21 protein-coding genes and 1 pseudogene are annotated in these 22,805 nt (G+C 38.2%); 19 read left to right on the top strand and 3 right to left on the bottom strand.

Translation table 11 applies throughout. The annotated features are described in order from the left end of the window. Positions 1-4 precede the first annotated feature (4 nt). The 7 genes and pseudogenes from BLR86_RS03705 to BLR86_RS25595 all read left to right on the top strand — a co-directional run. Positions 5-193: an aspartyl-phosphate phosphatase Spo0E family protein gene (locus BLR86_RS03705; RefSeq protein ID WP_090758436.1), complete on the top strand. Its 189-nt coding sequence runs from the start codon at positions 5-7 to the stop codon at positions 191-193. 41 nt (positions 194-234) lie between these two features. Beyond that, complete coding sequence (locus BLR86_RS03700) at positions 235-585, top strand: LrgB family protein (protein WP_368086754.1); 351 nt, start codon at positions 235-237, stop codon at positions 583-585. Positions 586-810: 225 nt separating this feature from the next. Then, positions 811-957: a thiamine pyrophosphate-binding protein gene (locus tag BLR86_RS03695; protein ID WP_090758432.1), complete on the top strand. Its 147-nt coding sequence runs from the start codon at positions 811-813 to the stop codon at positions 955-957. A 248-nt stretch (positions 958-1,205) separates the two neighbouring features. Further along, positions 1,206-2,900: a thiamine pyrophosphate-binding protein gene (locus BLR86_RS03690; RefSeq protein ID WP_090758430.1), complete on the top strand. Its 1,695-nt coding sequence runs from the start codon at positions 1,206-1,208 to the stop codon at positions 2,898-2,900. Positions 2,901-2,918: 18 nt separating this feature from the next. Next, positions 2,919-4,214 carry an MFS transporter gene (locus tag BLR86_RS03685; protein WP_090758428.1) on the top strand — a complete coding sequence of 432 codons (1,296 nt, stop codon included), beginning with the start codon at positions 2,919-2,921 and terminating at the stop codon, positions 4,212-4,214. A gap of 113 nt (positions 4,215-4,327) precedes the next feature. Then, positions 4,328-5,878, top strand: a complete 1,551-nt coding sequence (locus BLR86_RS03680) for a long-chain-fatty-acid--CoA ligase (RefSeq protein ID WP_175492779.1) — start codon at positions 4,328-4,330, stop codon at positions 5,876-5,878. An 89-nt stretch (positions 5,879-5,967) separates the two neighbouring features. Continuing rightward, positions 5,968-6,116 (top strand): annotated as a pseudogene (locus BLR86_RS25595) (DUF4372 domain-containing protein); the annotation flags it as partial. A 241-nt stretch (positions 6,117-6,357) separates the two neighbouring features. Here the strand turns inward: BLR86_RS25595 and BLR86_RS03675 are convergent. After that, positions 6,358-6,912, bottom strand: a complete 555-nt coding sequence (locus BLR86_RS03675) for a DDE-type integrase/transposase/recombinase (RefSeq protein WP_090758424.1) — start codon at positions 6,910-6,912, stop codon at positions 6,358-6,360. Positions 6,913-7,209: 297 nt separating this feature from the next. Here BLR86_RS03675 and BLR86_RS03670 point away from each other — a divergent pair, with 297 nt between their 5' ends. Continuing rightward, positions 7,210-7,971, top strand: coding sequence for an SDR family NAD(P)-dependent oxidoreductase (locus tag BLR86_RS03670; RefSeq protein WP_090758422.1), 762 nt, complete (start codon positions 7,210-7,212; stop codon positions 7,969-7,971). 325 nt (positions 7,972-8,296) lie between these two features. On the opposite strand, the gene BLR86_RS25590 is transcribed toward BLR86_RS03670, so the two are convergent. Beyond that, positions 8,297-8,518 (bottom strand): TCP-1/cpn60 chaperonin family protein, encoded by a 222-nt coding sequence (locus tag BLR86_RS25590; RefSeq protein WP_175492778.1) that lies wholly within the window; start codon positions 8,516-8,518, stop codon positions 8,297-8,299. On the opposite strand from BLR86_RS25590, the gene BLR86_RS03665 reads away from it, so the two are divergent. The 9 genes from BLR86_RS03665 to BLR86_RS03625 all read left to right on the top strand — a co-directional run bounded on the left by BLR86_RS03665 (position 8,518) and on the right by BLR86_RS03625 (position 18,719). Then, complete coding sequence (locus tag BLR86_RS03665; RefSeq protein WP_254782242.1) at positions 8,518-8,907, top strand: SDR family NAD(P)-dependent oxidoreductase; 390 nt, start codon at positions 8,518-8,520, stop codon at positions 8,905-8,907. The genes BLR86_RS25590 and BLR86_RS03665 overlap by 1 nt on opposite strands. Positions 8,908-9,069: 162 nt before the next feature. Then, positions 9,070-10,281, top strand: coding sequence for an acyl-CoA dehydrogenase family protein (locus BLR86_RS03660; RefSeq protein ID WP_090758420.1), 1,212 nt, complete (start codon positions 9,070-9,072; stop codon positions 10,279-10,281). Beyond that, the gene (locus tag BLR86_RS03655) at positions 10,259-11,311 is read left to right on the top strand and encodes a phosphotransferase family protein (RefSeq protein ID WP_090758417.1); all 1,053 of its coding nucleotides are present in this window, start codon (positions 10,259-10,261) and stop codon (positions 11,309-11,311) included. Before BLR86_RS03660 ends, BLR86_RS03655 begins: the two co-directional genes overlap by 23 nt. A 21-nt stretch (positions 11,312-11,332) precedes the next feature. Then, positions 11,333-12,481 (top strand): acyl-CoA dehydrogenase family protein, encoded by a 1,149-nt coding sequence (locus BLR86_RS03650; RefSeq protein WP_090758415.1) that lies wholly within the window; start codon positions 11,333-11,335, stop codon positions 12,479-12,481. Between the two features lie 264 nt (positions 12,482-12,745). Beyond that, positions 12,746-13,480, top strand: coding sequence for an urease accessory protein UreH domain-containing protein (locus BLR86_RS03645; RefSeq protein ID WP_090758413.1), 735 nt, complete (start codon positions 12,746-12,748; stop codon positions 13,478-13,480). 162 nt (positions 13,481-13,642) lie between these two features. Further along, complete coding sequence (copZ, locus tag BLR86_RS03640; RefSeq protein ID WP_090758411.1) at positions 13,643-13,849, top strand: copper chaperone CopZ; 207 nt, start codon at positions 13,643-13,645, stop codon at positions 13,847-13,849. A 79-nt stretch (positions 13,850-13,928) separates the two neighbouring features. Then, a complete protein-coding gene (locus BLR86_RS03635) occupies positions 13,929-16,343 on the top strand; it encodes a heavy metal translocating P-type ATPase (RefSeq protein ID WP_090758409.1) in 2,415 nt (804 codons plus the stop codon). A 318-nt stretch (positions 16,344-16,661) separates the two neighbouring features. Continuing rightward, a complete protein-coding gene (locus tag BLR86_RS03630) occupies positions 16,662-17,348 on the top strand; it encodes a response regulator transcription factor (RefSeq protein ID WP_090758407.1) in 687 nt (228 codons plus the stop codon). After that, a complete protein-coding gene (locus BLR86_RS03625) occupies positions 17,349-18,719 on the top strand; it encodes a sensor histidine kinase (RefSeq protein WP_090758405.1) in 1,371 nt (456 codons plus the stop codon). Between the two features lie 91 nt (positions 18,720-18,810). Here BLR86_RS03625 and BLR86_RS03620 read toward each other — a convergent pair whose 3' ends face one another. After that, positions 18,811-20,601, bottom strand: coding sequence for an urease accessory protein UreH domain-containing protein (locus BLR86_RS03620; RefSeq protein WP_090758403.1), 1,791 nt, complete (start codon positions 20,599-20,601; stop codon positions 18,811-18,813). A gap of 195 nt (positions 20,602-20,796) precedes the next feature. Between BLR86_RS03620 and splB the strand changes: the two genes are divergently transcribed. Further along, complete coding sequence (gene splB / locus BLR86_RS03615) at positions 20,797-21,822, top strand: spore photoproduct lyase (protein WP_090758401.1); 1,026 nt, start codon at positions 20,797-20,799, stop codon at positions 21,820-21,822. A gap of 89 nt (positions 21,823-21,911) precedes the next feature. Beyond that, the gene (locus BLR86_RS03610) at positions 21,912-22,796 is read left to right on the top strand and encodes a patatin-like phospholipase family protein (RefSeq protein WP_090758399.1); all 885 of its coding nucleotides are present in this window, start codon (positions 21,912-21,914) and stop codon (positions 22,794-22,796) included. The last annotated feature ends 9 nt before the right edge of the window (positions 22,797-22,805 follow it).

The raw sequence follows: 22,805 nt of genomic DNA, 5'->3' as shown, positions 1-22,805 counted from the left end.
GACTATGCATCTAAGAGCTGCAATAGAATGCTATAAACGCATAGGTGTATATCGTAAAGAGCTGTATTCAATGGCAATAGATAGAGAAATTTCACATCCAGATGTCATCAATATCAGTCAACAATTAGATAAAGAAATTATAAATATACAAAAAATAATCCAAGAAGTCGGATTATTCGGTGTTTTAAAATAGAAGATCGCCTTAGGAAATCATACTATTATTAGAATAGGCGGATTTCCTTCCAGCTTGGTGTACTCGATAGTATCGAAGCTGTAACTACCCCTATAGCGATGGAACTATCTAGGATAATGGGGGGAGACCCCTCCATTACTGTCGGAGTAACTTTTTTTTCGGGAATGTTTGGATTTCTAACTGTCGGATACTTTTTGGATCGTTTCTCGATTAAAGATCCTATTTCAAGTGGGTTAGTTATAGGTGTTTCATATCATGGATTGGGAGCAGTACGTGCCATGGAAGAGGGGGAATTAACCGGTGCAATTGGCAGCATTGCCTTTATTATTACCGGAACGATTACAAGCTTCTTAACTCCAATTCTATTAATATGGTTTAAGACAATTATATAATTGCTCAAATAATACTGAGACATCGAAAATAGTGGTCCAGAGACAAACGAAAACAAAAACAAAGATTGCTTGCATAAACAGGTATTTTTTTTGAAAGGAGATGAGTCTTCATGTAGGTACATATTGATAAGATCATAGGTTTTGGAAATGAAATGTGTGGTTTATAAATTGTACCAGAATTTGTTATCCATGTAATATTAATTATAATCTTTGGAGGGGAAATGAATGAATGGAGCTGAGCTACTTGTTGCGGCTCTCTATAAAAAGGGAGTACGAAAGGTCTTTTCACTTAATGGTGGACACATTAGTTTCGTATACAAGGCGTTGATTGACTATGGAATCCATATTGTTGATGTACGGCATGACTATTAATATGGTTTAAGACAATTATATAATTGCTCAAATAATACTGAGACATCGAAAATAGTGGTCCAGAGACAAACGAAAACAAATACAAAGATTGCTTGCATAAACAGGTATTTTTTTTGAAAGGAGGTGAGTCTTCATGTAGGTACATATTGATAAAATCATAGGTTTTGGAAATGAAATGTGTGGTTTATAAATTGTACCAGAATTTGTTATCCATGTAATATTATTTATAATCTTTGGAGGGGAAATGAATGAATGGAGCTGAGCTACTTGTTGCGGCTCTCTATAAAAAGGGAGTACGAAAGGTCTTTTCACTTAATGGTGGACACATTAGTTTCGTATACAAGGCGTTGATTGACTATGGAATCCATATTGTTGATGTACGGCATGAAGAAGCTGCCGCTCATATGGCGTATGCATGGGCCCGTCTTACGGGGCAGCCTGCTGTTGTATTAGCAACGGCTGGACCTGGAGTAACAAATACAACAACCGGTGTTGCTACAGCTTTTCAAGCTGCAACTCCGATGGTAGTAATTGGAGCACATGCACCTATTGCTCAAATGGGAATGGGGGCAATGCAGGAAATTGATCAAACGGGAATTATGAAACCAATTACAAAATTTGCTGAACTCATCTTTGAAACGAAGAAAATTCCTATGTGGGTTAATAGAGCGTTTCAAACAACTAGTAGTGGGAAGCCAGGACCTGTTTTCCTAGATATACCGACAAGTGTTTTTAAGGCTGAGGCGGACCCAAATTGGTTGGAACAGGTTAGCGACACATTAGTTGTCGACCCACCAGCTCCTGATCTGTCGGCTGTCCAAAGCGTTGCATCAATTCTGAAGAATGCTAAGAGACCGATTATTATTGCAGGAGGGGGTACATTCTTTTCTGGGGCTCACGAAGCATTGATCGATTTTGCAGAGCGCCATGGAGTACCGGTTTTGACGACATCTCTGAATAAGGGGGTTTTTCCGGATAGACACCCACTCCATGTAGGAGCAGCACGTTCGCTTGCAATGGCAACTGCAGATGTAGTTATTATTCTTGGTGCACGACTTAACTTTATTTTAGGTTACGGTTTTGAGCCAAGGTTCTCAAAAGATTCTATATTCGTTCAGGTAGATACGGATCCAACTGAACTCGCCCGAACTCGTCCTATTGATGTGCCTGTAATTAGTGATGTTCGAAAATTTATCATGGAGCTGGATACGGCATTACAAGATCAAACTAATGTATCTCAGCAGTTTTCTTCGTGGGTAGAGAAATTGCAAAAGAAGGATCGCGATAACAGGGATCGATTAGATCTACAAGCAGCCGAGTTGACATCTTCGCCAATCCACCCGCTTCGACTTTGTTACGAAGTAAATAAGTATTTAACGAAAGATACAACCATAGTTGCTGATGGAGGAGATATCCTTTCCTATAGCAGGCTTGCGTTTGGTCGTGACTTGCCAGGACATTATGTAGATCCTGGTGCATTAGGCACAATTGGTATTGGCATTTCTGCAGCTATAGCTGCCAAACTTGCCCGTCCCGAATCACCAGTAATCTTAGTAACTGGAGATGGCTCATTAGGATTTACCTTAGCGGAATTAGACACTGCGGTTAGACACAAAATTCCGTTTGTAATTGTTGTTAGTAACAATGGAGGCTGGAATATTGAACGAAAGGCCATGGAATTAGACTATGGCCCAGAGTACACAGTTGGTACTACTTTAAATACAACGCGCTACGACTTAATTATGGAAGCATTCGGGGGACATGGAGAATGGGTGACAGAGTTGTCGCAGCTTCCAGATGCTCTACAAAGATCTATCGAATCCGGGGTACCAGCATTGGTTAATGTAGAAACGGATATGGATGTCGTTTCTCCCGACTTGGCAAGGGGTCTTGCTCAAATTCCAGAGGAACAAGCTATAAACTATAAAACTACAACTAAATAACTATTACGGAGGAATAATATGCAATTAAAAAAATTAGGAAACGCAATTCCAAAAACGAGATGGTATCGTATAGGATTTTTCTTGTTCCTCGTATATTTATTTGCATTTATAGACCGCTCGAACATCGGAATGGCCGCACCAAGTATGACTAGTGAATTGGGTCTTTCCTCTAGAGAAATGGGCTTCTTGTTGTCTGCGTTCTTTTTGGGTTATATTCTAACGCAAATGCCTGGAGGATGGATCGCCCAGCGATTTAGTGCAAAGTGGGTTATTATTTTTGCGACGACGTTATTTGGCGTTTTTAGCGGCTTGACTGGATTCATGCAGTCAATTGAAAGTTTAGTAGCTGTACGGTTTCTGTTGGGATTGGCAGAAGGTGCTATGTGGCCCTCCTTCATGGTTTTGACAATAAAATGGTTTCCTGTAAATGAACGTGCACAAATCTCTGGGTTATTCCTATTAGCTGTTCCTTTATCCAGTGTTGTTTTATCTCCATTTGCAGGCTGGATGATTGATATGTGGGATTGGAAAATGATGTTTTTCCTCCAAGCCCTGCCACCAATAATCTTAGCGGTATTAGCAATTTTCCTATTAACCGACGACCCAGCGGAGGATAAAAGGCTTTCTGAGACAGAACGAGAGTTCATTCTTAAAAATAGGGGTATTCAAACAAATGATGTTTCTACTCAAAAACAACCCTTTGTAAAATCGATACTATCATCCCGTCTTTGGGCCCTAGGTTTTATATACCTGTTTTGGTTGACGGGATTATACGCATATGGGTTGTGGCTTCCAACAGTGGTAAAGTCAATAAACGGCGGCACATTAACAACGGTTGGATTGTTAAGTGCCCTTCCACCACTCCTGGGTTCCATTTCCATGTTTATAAATTCCCGTCTTTCTGATAGGAAAATGACACGTGGAAAATATGTCGCTTGGCCGCTTACTCTAGGTGGAACAGCGCTTTTAGTGAGTTATTTTATCCATGATCCGGTTTTGAGTTACCTTTTGCTGTGCATAAGTGCGATTGGGATTTATACACCATTTGGAGCTTGGTGGGCTTGGTGTTTGGATAATATCCCTCCAGAACACACGGGTTCGCATAATGGTTTCATAAATTTATTTGGGAATTTTGGCGGGGTGATTGGTCCACCAATTGTTGCCTTTGCTAGTGTCGGTTCAAATATTGGTTCAGGGTTTTATATCCTTGGTTTTGGAATGCTTCTTGCTGCGCTATTATCTGTATTATTAAGTATTTCAACAAATAGAGATAAAGCTTTGGAGCAAATTGCTGTGAAACCGCCTTCATTGTAGGCAACCTCTTGCTGGGTAGTTCAATTCTGAAATTATCAGTTAATGACTGAGCCCGAAAACTATGAATCATATAATTTTCGGGTTTCTAAAGTGTATAAATGTTAGGGGGGATCATGATGGAATTCACGCTTGGAAAATTACTGTCTATTACTGCTGCGAAATACTCTAATAAAACGGCAATTATTTTTGGTGATACGAGATATACCTATGCTGAAGTAGAAGAAAGAGCTAATCAATTAGCTAATAACTTGATAAAAAGGGGACTCAAAAAAGGGGATCGTTGTGCAGTCTTATTTTACAATCGTGCTGAATGGCTTGAGATATACCATGGTTTGGCCAAAGCAGGTATTATAGTGGTTCCCGTAAATTTTCGTTTTACGGCCTCGGAAGTTCAGTATGTAATTAACAACTCCAAAGCCAAAGCGATTATATACGAAGCATCCTTTTCTGAATTAGTCGAGGAGATTAAAAAAGATGCACCAACTCTTGCTTATTATGTGGGTTTAGGTGTAAAGGATAAAGCCATTAATTATGAAGAGTGGTTAAAATCCTCCTCATCAGATAATCCTGAAGTAGATGTTAGGGAAAATGATCCCCTTTTAATAGGATATACTTCCGGTACAACGGGATTTCCTAAGGGAGCAGTGATTACTCACCGGAAAATGGTAACAAATCTTCTCGTGTTTGCAAAGGAATTTGGGGGAATTAATTGTACAGATAAGATGCTGTTAATTATGCCAATGTTTCATGGGAATTCCACTTGGTTCTTACAAATGATAGCCATAAATGGTGGAACAAGTGTCGTCTTTCCTTCTATCGGCTTTAATCCAGAAGAGTTATTAAGTATTATTCAAAAAGAGAAAATTACTTTAACTTCGTTGGTTCCGACTATGCTTACTATGATATTGAATTTACCTGAAAATATTAAAAATAAGTATGATATGTCTTCTCTTCGGATGCTTTTGAGCAGTTCAGCTCCAATCATGTTAAAAACCAAAGAAGAAACTCTTAAGTTTTTTTCAGGGGCAGATTTATATGAGTTTTACGGTGCTACTGAAGCGGGCATCGTAACCCTATTACGCCCGGGGGATCAGTATAGAAAAGCATGTTCAGTCGGTCAAGTCGTAGTAGGTCAGGAAATTCGCCTCCTGGATGAAGATGGAAATAAAGTTCCCGAAGGTGAGATTGGAGAGCTTTATGTTAGAGGTATCTGTGTACTATTAGATGAGTATTGGGATAACCCTGAAGCGACGAGAGAAGCACACCGAGAAGATTGGTTGTCAATAGGGGATATGGCCCGAATGGATGAGGAAGGCTTTATCTACTTGGGAGACAGAAAAAAGGACATTATCATCAGCGGAGGAGAAAATGTCTATCCTTCAGAAGTGGAGAACGTCATTTCAAGACATCCAAAAGTGTACGAAGTAGCAGTAATTGGGTTATTTGATGAACTATGGGGCGAAAGAGTGCATGCAGTAATTGGGTTAAAACCGGGAGAAGTAGTCGAAGAGCAAGAAATTATTGATTATTGTCGTGATAAGTTGGCTGGATATAAAATACCTAAATCGGTAGACTTTGTCGAACAGCTGCCAAAAAATCCGACAGGGAAAATTGTTCGTCGTACTTTAAAAGAACAGTATTCCAAGAAGATTCTAAACAGGTGAAACGTACTATATATTTACGTAGGTACACTAATGTTGCATTAATTAATCAGGTGGTAACCCGTCCAAATGCACTAATAAAGGACACTCACTTGGACAAGGTTACACGAAAAACTTTATTTGGACAATGGTTTTCACCTGTTCTTCAACTATTTGAAGAACAGGTGAAAACGATAAAATTAGATTACTATATGAAAAAAATTAAACAGAGTCATTCCTAAAATTACTGCTTTTTGCGCAGCAAGGGGGAAAGCAGGAAAGCCGTTCCGGATTAACCCCCGAATTTTGGACAATATCATTCTTAATCTAACTTTTTCTTAAATTTACATTGCTTTTCGTTTCCTTTTATCCTTTTTGGAGTCTAGCCATTTCTTCCATTCCATCAAGGGTAAAGGCTTCGCCCGACTATCGTCGCCCTTGATTCCACTCCAGAAATAGCTGTTTTTATTTTGGGACAAAAGGAAGAAAAAATGGAAAGGGGATTAAACCCGAACCTCTTTGATTTGCATCTTTTCCTGCATTTGTTTCTTGTAAAATTCCATTGGTGATAAATCTAGAATACTCGAATGCATGCGTCTTTCGTTGTAGAAAACCATGAATTCTGTGACAACTTCATAGGCCTGTGCATATGTTTCAAATTGCCATCTGGATAAGCAATCATCCTCAAAGATCCGATGGAATGACTCGATATGGGCATTCATATTCGGTGTTTTTGGTGGAATTCTTTCATGTTTAATTTTGTAATTTCCACAAAACTGCTCGAAGGTATGGGAAATAAACTGTGGTCCATTGTCTGTTCGAATCACAGGTTTTTCCAATTCATCGAATTGTTGGAGTTTAAATAAAGCCCTCTGCACCGCTTGATTCACGTCGCTGCCTGTACAACTTAGGCCGATATGGTAGTCCACAATGCTTCGGTCATAGACATGAATTATGGACATGACAAAGAAAAATCGATCTTCACCCTCGACATAGCCGTATTTAATGTCTGCCTCCCATAATTTACATGTCTCCGTATTGCCCGTTTTTGTATTCAGTACACCAACGACTTACCATGTTTGCATTTAGATTATATCGACGAGCCACTAGGGATCCTTGTTTAAGTACATGACTATAGAAGCGGAATTAGAGTTAGTAATAAACTTCTTATAAATAATAATTACTCTCCTAAAGATGATTATGGGAATGATTTTTTATTTTCAACTTCTAACTTTTCCGAGGCTTTTACTCCTATTGGGACTGTTCTATCTCTGTTTATTTAATACTTTTCATTTCGGCATGATTTTTGTGTATTAGATAGGTAAGAAGGAAATTTAAAATAGGAGTTGATGAAAATGGCAGATATCTTTGATTTAAATAATAAAACAGCTATTGTCACAGGAGGTAACCGCGGGTTAGGGCGGTTAATGGCCCTAGCTTTAGCGAAAAAAGGAGCAAACGTTGCGGTCGTTGGCCGTGATGAAGTCAGAAATACAGAGGTAGTAAATGAAATAAAACATTTGGGCAGAAAGGCAATCGGATTAACTACAGATTTGACTAAGATCGATTCAATCAAAAATATGGCTTCAAAGGTGATAGAAGAGTTTGGCACATTTGATATCTTAGTGAATAATGCGGGTACTTCCGAAACGAAATTTGCGTTAGAGGTGACAGAGGAAGAGTGGGATAGGGTTATGAATTTGAATGTCAAATCCTTATTCTTTTGTTCACAAGTAGCCGCAAAGACGATGAAGTCACAGGGGCATGGGAGAATTATTAATATTGCTTCCGTTGTAGGAGCTGTTGGGGATGTAGGAATATGTGCTTATACGGCAAGCAAAGGTGCGGTTATTAATTTAACAAGATCCCTTGCCTTAGAATGGGCGAGATACGGAATTACTGTAAACGCAATAGGCCCAGCCTATATTGAAACTGAAATGAACCAAGAGGAATTAAGTAACGAAAAAGTAAGAAATAAAATTATTAGTAAAACACCGCTAAAACGGCTAGGAACCCCTGAAGAGCTGGAAGGTGCAGTTATATTACTTGCTTCGGATGCAAGCAGTTTTATCACAGGTCAAACGATCTATGTCGATGGAGGATGGTTAGCTCAATAATGGTAATAAGAGGAAGACAATTGTAACGCATGTCTACTACAGATAGGAATACTAATAAGAAAATCCTGAAAAAGGCAGAAAGTACCAATTGTCACCTTGATAATAGTCTGAAAATTAATTTCCTTTAAATTTGGCATAATATTTGCATTAATAGAAAGCGTGATATTAATCATGGGTATTCTAACATAAAGCCGGTCGATGGGAAATACCGACATATAAAATTTAAAATGAGAGTGAAGGGTTTTTGATATTCCGCGAGCGCTTTCTTGGTTTTTAAACGATATTAGAAGGAAGCTCTCTATAATACCGTTGAACATACAACGATTTAGGAAAAGTGAATATATTCTGTTAACACATTGTCATTATGATCATATAATCCACAGTTATTTGCAATAGTTATGAGAGGAGTTGTTAAGGCATCCAACACAACCTGAGCCCCGTTGTATCTATCTCCTTCAAAATGACTTATTTGTTCCCTTATTTCGGGTAAAACTTGGAGTAAGGCAGTTCCTCCACCTACAACAATCCCTTCCTCGATTGCAGCCAATGCAGGCTGCAGCTAAGGTAATGAAGGAACAAGGATCTGGAAAAATCATTAATCTTGCTTCTGTCGCAGGTGCTGTCGGTGATCTCGGTATAAGTTCTTATACTGCCAGTAAGGCTGCAGTCATCAATCTAACTAGATCGCTTGCCCTCGAATGGGTTAGGTATGGAATCCAAGTCAATGCGATGGGTCCTGCTTATATCGAAACCGAAATGAATAGGGTTGAACTAAGCAATCCAAAAGTACGTGAAAAAATCGTTGGTAAGACACCTATGAATAGATTAGGTGTGGCTGATGAATTGGCAGGGGTAGCTATTTTACTAGCTTCAGATGCTAGTAATTATATGACAGGGCAAACTGTTTTTGTTGATGGAGGATGGCTTGCTCAATAAGTGCTTGAGGCATGCCTAAGTTTTATATTTTATTTCAAAAAATGAATGAAAAATTGAAATTAGAGATTGTGTATTCTTCACCTAGTAATAATATTTATCTCTCGATTTTCTACTTTACTATTATTTTGAAATTTATCGTAATTCCAATAGGAGTGATTAATAGTGTTTAATTTTACTGAAAGTGAAGAGCAAAAAAGGATGATTGAGCAAGCAACGGAAATTATGAATAAGTATGTGTATCCAAATGAAAAATACATGGTCCCACACCGTGGGTTGCCAGAGGAAATATTAAAGCCATTGCAACAAATCGTTAAGGAGAAAGGATTATGGGCAGGCCACTTACCTAAAGAACTAGGTGGTATGGGTATGGGATTCGTGTCCTTAGGTTTGCTTTCTGAAGTCATTGGCCAAAGTCCAATTGGTCCATATGTTTTTGGTTCGATGGCTCCTGATGCGGGAAATGGAGAAATATTAGTCCATGCAGCAAATGAAGAGCAAATGGAAAAATATTTAAAGCCATTGGCAAATTACGATGTTCGCTCCTGTTTTGCGATGACAGAGCCGGGGGTTTCTGGCTCAGACCCAAGAACGCTGCTTGGAACGGCAGTAAAGGATGGAGATGAGTGGGTAATCAATGCCCATAAGTGGTATACCACAGGTGCGGAGGGAGCAGCTTTTACCATCGCGATGGTTGTAACTGATCCGGATGCTGACCCTTACCATCGTACAAGCCTGTTTATTGTCGAAACAGATAACCCAGGTTTTGAAATCGTTCGCGAGGTACCTGTCATGGGTGACCATTATCCAGGCGGACACTGTGAAGTCCGTTTTAATAATTGCCGAATTCCAGGGAAAAATTTGCTAGGCAATCGAGGCGAAGGATTTAAACTGGCACAATTGCGATTAGGCCCAGGCAGAATCACCCATGCCATGCGCTGGCTTGGTGTCGCACGTCGTTCATTGAATGAAATGATTGCTTATTCGTTAACCAAAAAGGATGGTGAGAAAACACTTGCTGACTCACAAACCATTCAAAATTATATCGCCGATTCAGAAGCTGAAATTCAAGCTTCCAGATTATTAACCCTTCAGGCAGCTTGGAAAATGGATCAGGGTGATCAAGCTCGTAAGGAAGTTTCGCTCATCAAACTTTACGGTGCTCATATGTTAAACAACGTCCTTGATCGTGCGATTCAGACTTTAGGTATGTATGGGGTAAGTTCGAACACACCACTTGAGGGTCTGCTTCGGGAAGCAAGGGCAGCAAGAATCTACGATGGTGCTGATGAAGTGCACCGGATGGTTGTAGCACGTCAAGTCTTAAAAGATTTCCAGTTAAAGGAGAGATTGCATGAGCCAACAACAGTTACCTAAAAAAGTTAATGATATTAACTGGTTAACCATTAAAGAATATATTCATCAGCAAATATCCGGGCTATCTGATGAGGCACTACAGGTAAAGCAATTTTCTGCAGGTTACTCAAATTTAACCTACTTTATCTCGATTGGAGATTGGCAAGCGGTTTTAAGGCGACCTCCGTTTGGTCCCATACCACCAAAGGCACATGACATGAAAAGAGAATGTGAGATATTAGAAAAGATTCATCGGGTATTCCCACTCGCACCTAAGCCTTTTCTATACTGTGAGGATCCAAGTGTTATGGACCGACACTTCTATGTGATGGAGAAAATAGAGGGTGTTGTTCTCGACAATTCACTACCCAAGGAGTTTGAAGATCGGGCAGATACGGGGGTTCTTGTTTCAAATGCTGTGGTAGATACCTTAGTCAAATTACATGCGATTGATTATGAAGCTGCAGGTTTAATTAATTTCGGATATCCGGACGGATATTTAAGCAGACAGGTACATGGATGGATTAAAAGGTTCCATAATGCAAAAACAAATGATATCCTCGAGGTTGAATCATTAGAGAAATGGCTCATTGACAATATCCCCCCATCACCGGCACCAACGATTGTTCATAATGATTTTAAGCTGAATAACATGATGTTTTCGGCTACAAATCCGGGTGAGGTAATTGGTGTTTTTGATTGGGAATTAAGTACGATTGGTGATCCCTTAACCGATCTTGGGGCTACATTAGCCTATTGGACGGAACCGGGGGAAGAAGAAACAGGACTGACGTCGGTAACGACAAAACCTGGTTTTGTTTCAAGAAAAGAACTACTAGAAATGTATGCGAAGAAAAGCGGCCAAGATCTAACGCATATTGATTACTACCTCACCTTTGCTTTTTATAAAATCGCTGTCATTCTCCAGCAAATCTATTATCGTTGGAAAATTGGCGAAGCAATGGATATTCGATTTAGTAAGTTAGATGTTGGAATCAAGAACCTGCTTGAACAAGCTGCTAGGGCACAGAGAAAAGAGATTTTAAAATAGGTCTCATTTGGAGGGATAATAATGTCTGAATTATTAGTAGATAAAGAGTTACAACTATTAAAAAAAACTGTACAGTCGTTGATTAAAGAGAGTGTAGCACCTGCAGAGTTATCGCCAGGTGAATATGTAAAAAAATTGCCAGAAGAAGTAGTTAGCCGACTGCAAACAGAAGCAAAGAGTTCGGGATTACAAGCATTAGGAGCGAAAAAGGAATGGGGCGGTGCTGGCTTATCTATACTAGCAAGAGCAATTTTGCTTGAAGAAGCCTCACAGCATCGTCTAGGACTATACCATCCAGCTGGAGATGCCTTAGGAGGAGAATTTCCTCGTTTCTTAGAGGAATGTACTAGTGAGCAAATCGAACGGTTAGTTAAACCTGCTATTAAAGAAGGAAAGGGTTGTTTTATTGCTCTTTGGGAAGAACATGAGGATAACTATCTTGAGAAACTGACCAGCTCAGCGGTCAGAAATGGTAATGAATGGATACTCAATGGGAAAAAGACATACATCCAAAACCTTGAACAGTCTGCATTTGGAGTCGTTCTTGTAAATTGTATATTAGAAAATGGAGAAAACCAACCGACACTTTTCCTTTTAGAATTTGATGACCAATTAGAGATAGAGGAAACGGTATTGATTGATGTTCAAACAACATATAATATTTCATTAAAAAACTATCGAGTTAATGATAATCAACGAATTGGTGCCGTAGGTAAAGGTGCTGACTTAATGAGGCAGTGGTTGGCAGAAGCACAAATTTTACTTGGTGCAAAATCTATTGGTGTAGCTGCTAAAGCCATTGAGTATGGAAAGCAATTCGCCAAAATTAGAATTACAAGAGGTAAACCTCTCGCTGAATTCCCGTCCATTCGTACTATGCTTGGAAAAGCGGTTATTAATCTCCAGTCCGCAAGATTAATGGTTCAAAATGCTGCAAGAAGATCAGATAACAAAGAATCCGATTTCGAGCTTGTGGCGCAAATGGCGAAGCTTCATGCAACGGAAACGACTGCAAAAGTTATCGATGATATGTTACAAATTCATGGTGGTACAGGGTATGCAGGGGACCTGCCAATTGAACGATGGTTCAAGGAAATACGAATTGCAAGGGTTAACCTGCAAAAAGCAGAAACCATTATTGAGAATGTTGCAAGGACCATTTTAGGATGACTGAGAAAAGGTACATCAAAGTTAGGACACTATTATAAATGATAATGTTGAATGGCATTAAATTAAAGAATTACTTCCACATAACCAGCTAGATTCCTTTGCTCCATAATCTAGCTGGTATTTTTGCCTTATTATCTATCCAACTTTAAAAGAAGAATGTTGCAAAATTGTCAAAATCTCTACATACCATCTTCATATAATCTGAGTACTATTGATATAGTAGTAATTAACAAAAACAGTATTTACTAGAATACAGGTGATCCTATGTATAACGTATTAAGCCAGTTTAGTGCGTTTGTCAGCAAACCTTTTTTTATCATTGCCAATAACTTGGAATCATGGCCCGTTGTTTTTGCTTTACTATTGGGACTAGTGGGAGCACTGGCACCATGTCAACTAACCGGTAACATCAGTGCATTAACGCTATACGGTAACCGATCCTTCCAGGAAAAAATCGTCTGGAAAGATGTTATCTTTTTCACTTTAGGTAAAATCGCTGCCTTCTCGTTATTAGGAGGGCTTGTCTGGATTTTAGGAAGAGAAATTCAAGATAACCTCATAAACTATTTTCCATGGGTCCGCAAAATAATGGGTCCGTTATTAATTATTGTTGGGTTATATATGCTAGGATTAATAAAAATTAAAGGAACAATAAATTTATTTAAAGGTTCCAAGGAGTTCAAAAAGGAAACCCCATTTGGATCATTCATGCTAGGTTTTAGTTTTTCACTTGCTTTTTGTCCAACCATGTTTATCCTGTTCTTTGTTACTCTAATGCCAGTTGTGTTGTCTAACTCATATGGAATTATACTACCTTCCATATTTGCTTTAGGAACTGCCCTACCGCTAATCCTATTTATTTTTATTATCTGGTACTTAGGTGGTGGGGGTTTATTAATGAAAAAAGGAAGGAAATTCGGTGTCATAATCCAGAGGATATCGGGAATCATTATGTTATTGCTCGGTATAATGGACTCCATGACTTATTGGTCACTCTAAGGATAAAAATGGAAGTATGAACAAAATGTGAAAGTTGGAAAATAAAAAAAAAAAATCCTATAAAAGAACTTTACATAGGGTAGGGGGGTATGGTTAAATAAGGATGAAGATCTTACCTCTATTATGAGGATAATATAGTTAATTAGGAAAGGGTGTATATAAATGGAAAAGGTAACATTAAACGTTCAAGGTATGTCATGCGATCATTGTGTAAAAGCAGTTGAAGGAAGTGTTGGTGAACTGAACGGTGTTAGCACTGTAAAAGTTAATTTAAAAGCCAAGACAGTGGATGTTGAATTTAACACTCAAGAGGTAACGCTCGATAAAATTAAAGAAACAATTGATGATCAAGGTTACGATGTAAAGTAATATGAATGACACGTGCTAATGAGTAGCACGTTCTTTTTACAAAAAAACATACCCACGTGGGGTATAGGGGGTGGCTTTTATGGCTCAAAGTTTAAAAGAAACCAATCTGCAAATCTCTGGAATGACTTGTGCTGCTTGTGCAACAAGAATTGAAAAGGGATTAAATAAATTAGAAGGTATAGAAACAGCAACCGTCAATTTAGCTCTTGAAAAATCAGCAATAAAATACAATCCAGAAAAACTTAAGGTTGAAGATATTGAAAAGAAAATTAGGGATCTAGGCTATGAAGTGGTTACGGAAAAGGCAGAGTTTGATATCACCGGGATGACCTGCGCAGCCTGTTCCACAAGAATAGAAAAAGGCTTAAATAAATTAGAAGGTGTAGTTAAGGCCAATGTGAATCTAGCACTTGAGAAAGCAACGGTTGAGTACAATGGTTCAGCCTTAACCACTAATGACATTATTAAAAAAGTGGAAAACCTTGGTTATGGTGCCCATGTTAAGGAAGACGCAAAAGAAACAAGCGACCATCGTCAGAAGGAAATAAAAAGGCAAACGAAAAAGTTTATCTATTCTGCGATTCTTTCCCTTCCATTATTGTGGGCAATGTTCGGACACTTTTCATTTACTTCATTCATATGGGTACCCGAGATATTTATGAATCCTTGGTTTCAGTTGGCTTTGGCTACTCCCGTTCAGTTTATAATCGGCGGTCAGTTCTATATCGGTGCTTATAAAGCATTAAAAAATAAAAGTGCCAATATGGATGTTCTTGTTGCTCTAGGTACATCTGCAGCCTTTTTTTACAGTTTATATTTATCCATTATGTCGCTTTCAATCGAGACACATTCACTTGAACTTTATTATGAGACCAGTGCAGTCCTTATTACATTAATCATCTTAGGGAAGCTTTTTGAAGCAAAAGCAAAAGGTCGTTCGTCAGAAGCAATTAAAAAATTAATGGGGCTGCAAGCTAAGACCGCAACGGTGGAAAGAAACGGGCTAGAACAAGAAATCCCGCTTGAAGAGGTTATTGTTGGTGATGTCCTTTATATTAAGCCTGGAGAAAAAATTCCAGTGGACGGAAAAATTATCGAAGGAAATTCAGCCATTGATGAATCAATGCTTACAGGAGAAAGTGTCCCTGTTGATAAGAGTATCGGTGATGAAGTAATCGGTGCAACACTTAACAAAAATGGTTTCCTAAAGGTTGAGGCAAAGAGGGTTGGAAGGGACACTGCACTTGCGCAAATCATTAAGGTGGTCGAAGAGGCACAAGGTTCGAAGGCCCCTATTCAGCGCCTAGCCGATAAGATATCTGGAATTTTTGTTCCAATCGTTGTTGGGATTGCTGTTATCGCTTTTATTATTTGGTATGTATGGGTGGCACCTGGAGATTTTGCTGAAGCTTTAGAAAAAATGATAGCTGTCCTCGTGATTGCCTGTCCATGTGCGCTTGGGCTGGCAACTCCTACCTCTATCATGGCGGGTTCAGGTCGGGCTGCAGAATTTGGGATTCTTTTTAAAGGTGGAGAACATTTAGAAATGACCCATCGAATTACCACTGTTGTATTGGATAAAACCGGTACAGTCACGAATGGAACACCTGTATTAACAGATATTTCTACTAATGACCTACTTTCAGAGGAAGAATTCTTGTCATTAGTGGGCTCTGCTGAGAAACAATCAGAGCATCCTCTCGCGCAAGCAATTGTTCAAGGTATAAATGAAAAAGGGATTCCTTTGAAGAATGTTACTGAATTTGAAGCCATTCCTGGTTTCGGTATTAGAGCAATGGTCGATGGTAAAGAATTATTAGTTGGTACAAGAAAATTAATGAATAAGTATGATGTGCAGGTGGCTGGTGCTCTTGCACAAATGGATGAATGGGAAAAGGTAGGGAAAACAGCGATGCTCGCCGCTGTTGATGGTCAATATGCTGGTACAGTTGCTGTTGCTGACACCATAAAGGAAACGTCAAAAATGGCGATTAGCCGCCTTAAAAATATGGGACTCGAGTGTATTATGATTACAGGCGATAATCAACAAACTGCCTTAGCGATTGCAAAGCAAGCTGGTATTGATCATGTAATTGCTGAAGTTCTTCCAGAGGGAAAAGCAGAGGAAATTAAGAAACTACAGGCACAAGGGAAGAAAGTTGCAATGGTTGGTGATGGAATAAATGACGCCCCAGCACTTGCGATTGCAGACATTGGGATGGCAATTGGTACCGGAACGGATGTAGCAATGGAAGCAGCTGATATTACCCTCATTCGTGGTGATTTAAATAGTATTGCCGACGCTATATTCATGAGTAAGAAAACGATAACGAACATTAAACAAAATCTTTTCTGGGCACTAGCTTATAATTCGCTCGGAATACCAGTAGCTGCGCTTGGTTTCTTAGCCCCTTGGCTTGCCGGAGCTGCGATGGCATTCAGTTCCGTTTCAGTTGTCCTAAATGCCTTACGATTACAAAAAGTAAAACTTTAGATGTGAAACTTCTTAGGAATACAAAAAGGCTGACACATAATTGTCAGCCTTTTTCATATTTTACACTATGTTCAGCTAGTATACTTATTTTACAAACAATTAGGCTGTGTTAAAGCTAAATGTTGATATATGCACCTGTTGATTTGCGCGGAAGGCACGAAGACTCCTGCAGGAGTACGGAGCAGGTGAGACCCCACAGGCGCTTGCGCCGAGGAGGCTCGCCGCAACGCCTGCGGAAAGCGAAGTGCCTGGAGCGTAAATCAACAGCCCAATTTAACACAGCCAACAATTAAAAAATAGTGAGCAGGGTGAACGATCATGAATCATATTTTACTAATTGAAGATGAGGCAAGTGTAGCAACTGTTATTAAAGGTTATTTGGAAAAAGAAGGATATAAAGTTCATTGTGCGGCAAATGGTCTAAAAGGGTTAGATATTTTTAATACAGCAGATTTTAAGTTAATCATACTTGATTTAATGCTCCCAGATATAAGCGGTGAAGAGGTATGTAAAATAATCCGCCAAACCTCTGATGTCCACATTTTTATGCTGACAGCAAAGGGGTCATTAAATGACAAAATAGAGGGTTTAAATATTGGTGCAGATGAGTATTTAATTAAGCCCTTCAGCCCAAGAGAACTCACGGCTAGAGTAAATGCTTTATTTAGAAGATTAAGCGCTAATTTTCCATCATCAAAGATTATTTTTAATGATGGCCATTTACAGATTGATTGTGATAAAAGAGCTGTAAAAGTTCATGGACAAGTAATACCGTTTACACCGAATGAGTTTGATATATTATGTGGACTTGTTACAGCAAAAGGAAGTGTATTATCGAGAGAACAATTAATAGATAAAATCTTTGGAGCAGATTTTAGCGGATACGATCGAACAATTGATGTCCACATAAAAAATATTCGTAAAAAAATAGAAAGTGATACCAAGAATCCTAAATATATTGTGACGGTAATGAAAGCTGGCTATAAATTTGGCGGTGAGAAATAAATGCAATCTATCAGCAGAAGATTAAGCATCTTATTTGTGTTATGTGCTGTTGCAGCCATCCTGCTTGTTACCATTTTTGTTAATTTTACTGTCTCACATAAATTCAATCAATACATGCTCGATATTCAAAACAAGAGATACGAGAGAATTGTTACTTATTTTGAAGAAGCCTATAAAAGGGAAGGGAAATGGACGAAAAATACCGGGATTGAATTAATGCACGAAGCTTATATGGGTAACTATTGTTTGACACTTATGGATCGCAACAAACAGCCTGTTTGGGGAATGGACCCAGAGGAACTATTAAATCAAATTCATATTGGTGAAATGTCTGTTCAAGATAATGGTGTTTATACAACTAAATCGTTTGAAATAATTGTAGATGGAAAAGTAGTTGGCTTTGTCGATATTGGACAATATTCATCCGTCCTACTATCGGAAGAGGATTTAACCTTCAAATCTGCAATAAATAAAAGCATTGTTGCCAGTGGAGTTCTAACACTCATCATCATTGGTAGTTTTAGTCTGTTTTTTTCAAAACAATTTTCTACCCCGATTCGGGAGGTAGCGAAGATGTCGGTTAGCTTATCACATGGGAATTTTAATGCAAAATCGAATATCAATAGCAATATAGAAGAATTAGAGGATTTAAGAAAGAGTATTAACATCCTAGCTGAAAAATTAAATTATCAGGATACACTTAGGAAGCGGCTGGTATCGGATATTACCCATGAGATTAGGACACCATTAAATGTTTTGCAAAATAATCTTGAAGCCATGATTGATGGGGTATTTCCTGTAACAAAAGAAGGATTACATTATTTAAATGAGGAAGTTATCCGATTTGGAAAATTGATTAATGACTTGAATCTATTAAAGGAGTTTGAATCAGAGAGTATCAAGCTAAATTATGAAACCATATACGTGGATGATTTAATTACAGAAATAAGCAGAGATTTTTTTATGGCTGCCGAAAATAAGAATATTAATATAGAGTTTATGATTCTATCCGATGAAAACTATCAAATTATTGGCGATAAGGACAAAATAAAACAAGTATTTATTAACTTATTATCAAATTCTCTGAAATTCACAAATAATAATGGAAAGATTCTTATAAAACTATATAAAGAAAATAAAAACATTATAGTAGAGTTAATTGATAATGGTATAGGTATTAAGCAGGAAGATTTACCTTTTATTTTCGAAAGGCTTTATAGAGGAGATAAAAGCAGGAATCAAATAGAAGGAGCTGGCCTCGGATTAACGATTGTTAAGAATATCTTAGAACTTCATAATGCAATGATTAAGATTGATAGTGAAGAAGGTGTAGGCACTACAGTGAGAATCTATTTTGATCCAACTCATTAACACTAAACCTGGGTATTTTCTTTACGTCTAAAATGATTTATATCGGGAAAAAGAGCTTTGATAATCAATTGATTACCAAAGCTCTTTTCTATTATTGTAAATATTTTCCCCTGACTTTCTCTAAATCTATTGAATTTAGATCATCCACAACTTCAATGATACCAAGTAATTCTTGCTCATTTAAAAAGATACCATAAGACCCACTATCTCTAATAGAGAACTCAATATTATTCATTCCTCTTGTACCTGTAAAATCAGTAACAATTTGTTTTGTTGTTGTATTCAAAATCATAAAGTACCCGTCAGCATTATCAAAGGAAGTTAAGTCTAATGCCATTCTGGTAGTGAGCCCTTTATTTACTACCATGATTAAAGGTTCAAATTCATATCCAGTTCCAGTAACTGTAATTGTCTGCTCGTTCCCAGCAACTTCGGCTACTTTAACTAAGCGGTCTGTCGCTATCTTAGTAAAATCATCTCCATAAATACTAGGCTTAGCGGGTTGTTCAGGTGCTGCAGCAACGGCAGTATCAAGTCCATCACCATCACTACTAGATGCAGCTATTGATTCAAGATCATCTACAACCTTAATTACTCCACGTTTCATTCCCATCCAACAGCTGAAATTTAGATCTTCATCCCCAGGTGTGAATTCAATTAGGTTATTCCCACTTTGTAGCTTCTGTTGAATATTCATGTCTGGCACTACAATTGTATTATTACAGCCAGTAATTTTTTCGCCTTCAACCACCCATTTAAGAGGCATTCCTTTTTGGACATAAAGGGTTCTTGGAGTGTAGCCGTAACCATTAGCTGTCATATTCAATACCTGAACACCGTCTTTAATGGTTGCCTTAATTGCACTGGATGTGTCTGATGAGGCGCTTATCTCGCCGAAGGCACCAGCACTTGACATAATAGCCATCGGGCTTATATTCATACCAGCGAGGGCAAGTCCTCTATTACTCATAATAATACCGAGCATAATGATTAATACACCGCTAAATTTAAGGATTTTCTTTGTGTACCCTTTACTTAATAAACCGGATAATGCTCCAAAGGTCAGCATTAATGGGACCGTTCCGATTGAAAACATAAACATTGATAGAGCACCAGCCGCAGCACTGCCTGTTCCTAGTGCGAATATTTGCATCGTTTGTAATGGACCGCATGGCATTAACCCGTTGAGAAGCCCGACAAAGAACGGAGCTTTCGGTTTCCTCATTGCTTTACAGGCGACGGTAGGTAATTTAATTTGGAATTTTCTAAAAGCCTTAAACCCTGACATATTAAAGCCCATCATAATCATGAAAATACCTGCAAATAACTGTAATCCTGCTTTAGCAGTAAGAGATAGAGCAAAAACAGAACCAATGGCACCAATAACCCCACCAAGAATCGTATAGGCGACTACCCTTCCAGCATTATATAAAAGTGCAGGTTTTATGGCTTCAAATTTACTCTTGCTTTCTTTTCCAATACTTTGGGAAAGCATGATACCGCCGCACATTCCTACACAATGAATTGAGGTAATGACCCCTACAACAAATAATACGGCATAAGAGGCATTATTTAACTGGTCTTCCATATTGTAGTTCCCAGTGTTGATCCCAAGCAATACAACAACTGCTACCGCAATCATAATGCCGATAAACTTAAAGTCTTTAGGCTTTTCTGAACTATAACCTACGCTTTGAATAGAATTTTTTATTTTTTTCAAGTCGCATAAATTATCATCATATTCAATTTCCGCAAATTGACCGCTAAAACTAGCTTTTACATTTACTACTCCATCTAATTTTTTTACTGTCCTTTCAACCCGCTTCTCGCATGATGTACAAGTCATCTCATACACCTTTATGCTTTCTCTTTTTATGCTCATAAGAGTTCCCTGCCTTTACTTGTTAATAAACATTAACGAATTAGTAGGTAAAGTATAGAGAATTTTTATGTTGATGATATGAAGAAAGAGAGTGCTATAGTGAACAATTTGTAGCCAAAATATAACCAAATTATGAACCATGTTTATAAAATAATTGCTCATACTATAAAAAAAGATTGAAAAGAGGAAAACAATTTGGAACCATTTATGCCGCAATTAGTGTATTTTGAACCGAGAGCTCTAGAATATCCGCTCGGAAGAGAACTGAAAGAGAAATTTGAAAAATTGAATCTTGAAATCCGAGAGACTACTTCCCATAACCAGATTCGCGATTTGCCAGGGGAAAATGAAAATCAGAAATACCGAAATGCAAAATCAACACTTGTTGTAGGAATTAGAAAGACACTCAAATTTGATACATCTAAGCCTTCAGCTGAATATGCCATCCCTTTGGCTACAGGGTGCATGGGACATTGCCATTATTGCTATTTACAAACGACACTTGGCAGCAAACCCTATATTCGCACCTATGTAAACCTAGATGAAATATTTGAACAAGCACAAAAATACATGGATGAGCGCAAGCCAGAAATAACAAGATTTGAAGCCGCTTGTACCTCGGACATCGTTGGTTTGGATCATTTAACGCACTCACTAAAGAAGACCATCGAATTTATTGGACAGTCAGAGTTTGGAAGACTCCGATTTGTTACGAAATTCCATCATGTCGATCATCTCCTTGATGCCAATCACAATGGTAAAACAAGGTTTCGCTTTAGTGTAAATTCACGCTACGTAATAAAAAACTTTGAGCCAGGGACATCATCCTTTGAAGATCGTCTGGCTGCTGCTAGAAAGGTCGCAAAAGCAAATTATCCATTAGGGTTTATTGTTGCACCTATTTATTTGCATGAAGATTGGAAACAGGGCTATCATGAACTATTCGAACGGTTAAGTAATGAGCTTGCGGGAATAGAAATACCAGATTTAACGTTTGAACTTATTCAACACCGGTTTACTAAACCAGCAAAAAATGTCATTGCTAAGCGGTATCCAAAAACAAAGCTAGAAATGGATGAAGAAAAGCGAAAATATAAATGGGGGCGTTATGGAATAGGAAAATACGTATATCCTACAGAAGAAGCAAAAGAATTAGAAACCACGATTCGCAATTATATTGAAGAATATTTTCCAAATGCTGTTGTTGAATATTTCACGTAGAAAAATAAATTTTATACCTGTACACCGTACTATTTCTGTTATCTTCTGCTTAAAGATGTAACAATAAGTTACCTTTAGGAGTGACTGCCATGAAAATAGACGGTGTTTTTTCTGGAGGAGGCATTAAAGGTTTTGCGCTTATTGGGGCCATCGAAGAAATTGAAAAAAGAGGTCTTCAATTTGAACGAGTCGCCGGGACGAGTGCAGGCTCGATTGTAGCTGCGTTTATTGCTGCCGGGTATGGAAGTGATGAAATAGAACGGCTTCTTGATGAGCTTGATTTAACAAAGTTTCTTGATTCTCGGAAAATGGTCATTCCGTTTCCCTTTGCTAAATGGCTGTTTGTTTATTGGAAGTTGGGATTATATAAAGGAAATGAGTTGGAGAAATGGATAGGAGAAAAATTAGCTGCAAAGGGAGTAAGGACATTTTCAGATTTACCTCCTCAAAACCTAAGAATCATTGCATCTGATTTATCGAACGGCCGATTAGTTGTCCTACCTGATGACCTAGTGAAATACGGTATTGCACCTGGATCTTTTTCAATTGCGAAAGCAGTAAGAATGAGCTGTAGTATTCCCTATTTTTTTGAACCTGTAAAACTAAAATCAATGGATGGTGTCAATATAATAGTGGATGGAGGGGTATTGAGCAATTTCCCGATGTGGCTCTTCGACCGGGATAATCTCCAAAAAATAAGACCAGTAATTGGGATTAAGTTAAGCGCTAATGAATACGAGCATGAAAAACATCAGATTAAAAATGCTATTCAACTGTTTGGTGCATTGTTTGAAACAATGAAGGATGCACATGATTCACGTTATATTTCCAGAAGACATGAAAAAAATATCATTTTTATCCCTAGTGAAGGTGGATTGTCCATTGAGTTTGATTTGACTGATGAAAAGAAACAAGAGTTATTTGAATTGGGAAGGAATGCAGCTAAAAAGTTTTTTGCTTCTTGGTGTTATTAAAGAATTGAA

It is taken from the genome of Bacillus sp. OK048, from assembly GCF_900103525.1.
Taxonomy (GTDB): domain Bacteria; phylum Bacillota; class Bacilli; order Bacillales; family Cytobacillaceae; genus Neobacillus.
Note: the sequence above shows the minus strand (reverse complement) of the source record. Positions and strands in the feature narration are given on the sequence as shown.

Coding starts and splice junctions, on each gene's coding strand:
- BLR86_RS03705 (WP_090758436.1), top strand. CDS start 5: ATGCATCTAAGAGCTGCAATAGAATGCTATAAACGCATAGGTGTATAT.
- BLR86_RS03695 (WP_090758432.1), top strand. CDS start 811: ATGAATGGAGCTGAGCTACTTGTTGCGGCTCTCTATAAAAAGGGAGTA.
- BLR86_RS03690 (WP_090758430.1), top strand. CDS start 1,206: ATGAATGGAGCTGAGCTACTTGTTGCGGCTCTCTATAAAAAGGGAGTA.
- BLR86_RS03685 (WP_090758428.1), top strand. CDS start 2,919: ATGCAATTAAAAAAATTAGGAAACGCAATTCCAAAAACGAGATGGTAT.
- BLR86_RS03680 (WP_175492779.1), top strand. CDS start 4,328: ATGATGGAATTCACGCTTGGAAAATTACTGTCTATTACTGCTGCGAAA.
- BLR86_RS03670 (WP_090758422.1), top strand. CDS start 7,210: ATGGCAGATATCTTTGATTTAAATAATAAAACAGCTATTGTCACAGGA.
- BLR86_RS03665 (WP_254782242.1), top strand. CDS start 8,518: ATGCAGGCTGCAGCTAAGGTAATGAAGGAACAAGGATCTGGAAAAATC.
- BLR86_RS03655 (WP_090758417.1), top strand. CDS start 10,259: ATGAGCCAACAACAGTTACCTAAAAAAGTTAATGATATTAACTGGTTA.
- BLR86_RS03650 (WP_090758415.1), top strand. CDS start 11,333: ATGTCTGAATTATTAGTAGATAAAGAGTTACAACTATTAAAAAAAACT.
- BLR86_RS03645 (WP_090758413.1), top strand. CDS start 12,746: ATGTATAACGTATTAAGCCAGTTTAGTGCGTTTGTCAGCAAACCTTTT.
- copZ (WP_090758411.1), top strand. CDS start 13,643: ATGGAAAAGGTAACATTAAACGTTCAAGGTATGTCATGCGATCATTGT.
- BLR86_RS03635 (WP_090758409.1), top strand. CDS start 13,929: ATGGCTCAAAGTTTAAAAGAAACCAATCTGCAAATCTCTGGAATGACT.
- BLR86_RS03630 (WP_090758407.1), top strand. CDS start 16,662: ATGAATCATATTTTACTAATTGAAGATGAGGCAAGTGTAGCAACTGTT.
- BLR86_RS03625 (WP_090758405.1), top strand. CDS start 17,349: ATGCAATCTATCAGCAGAAGATTAAGCATCTTATTTGTGTTATGTGCT.
- BLR86_RS03620 (WP_090758403.1), bottom strand. CDS start 20,601: ATGAGCATAAAAAGAGAAAGCATAAAGGTGTATGAGATGACTTGTACA.
- BLR86_RS03610 (WP_090758399.1), top strand. CDS start 21,912: ATGAAAATAGACGGTGTTTTTTCTGGAGGAGGCATTAAAGGTTTTGCG.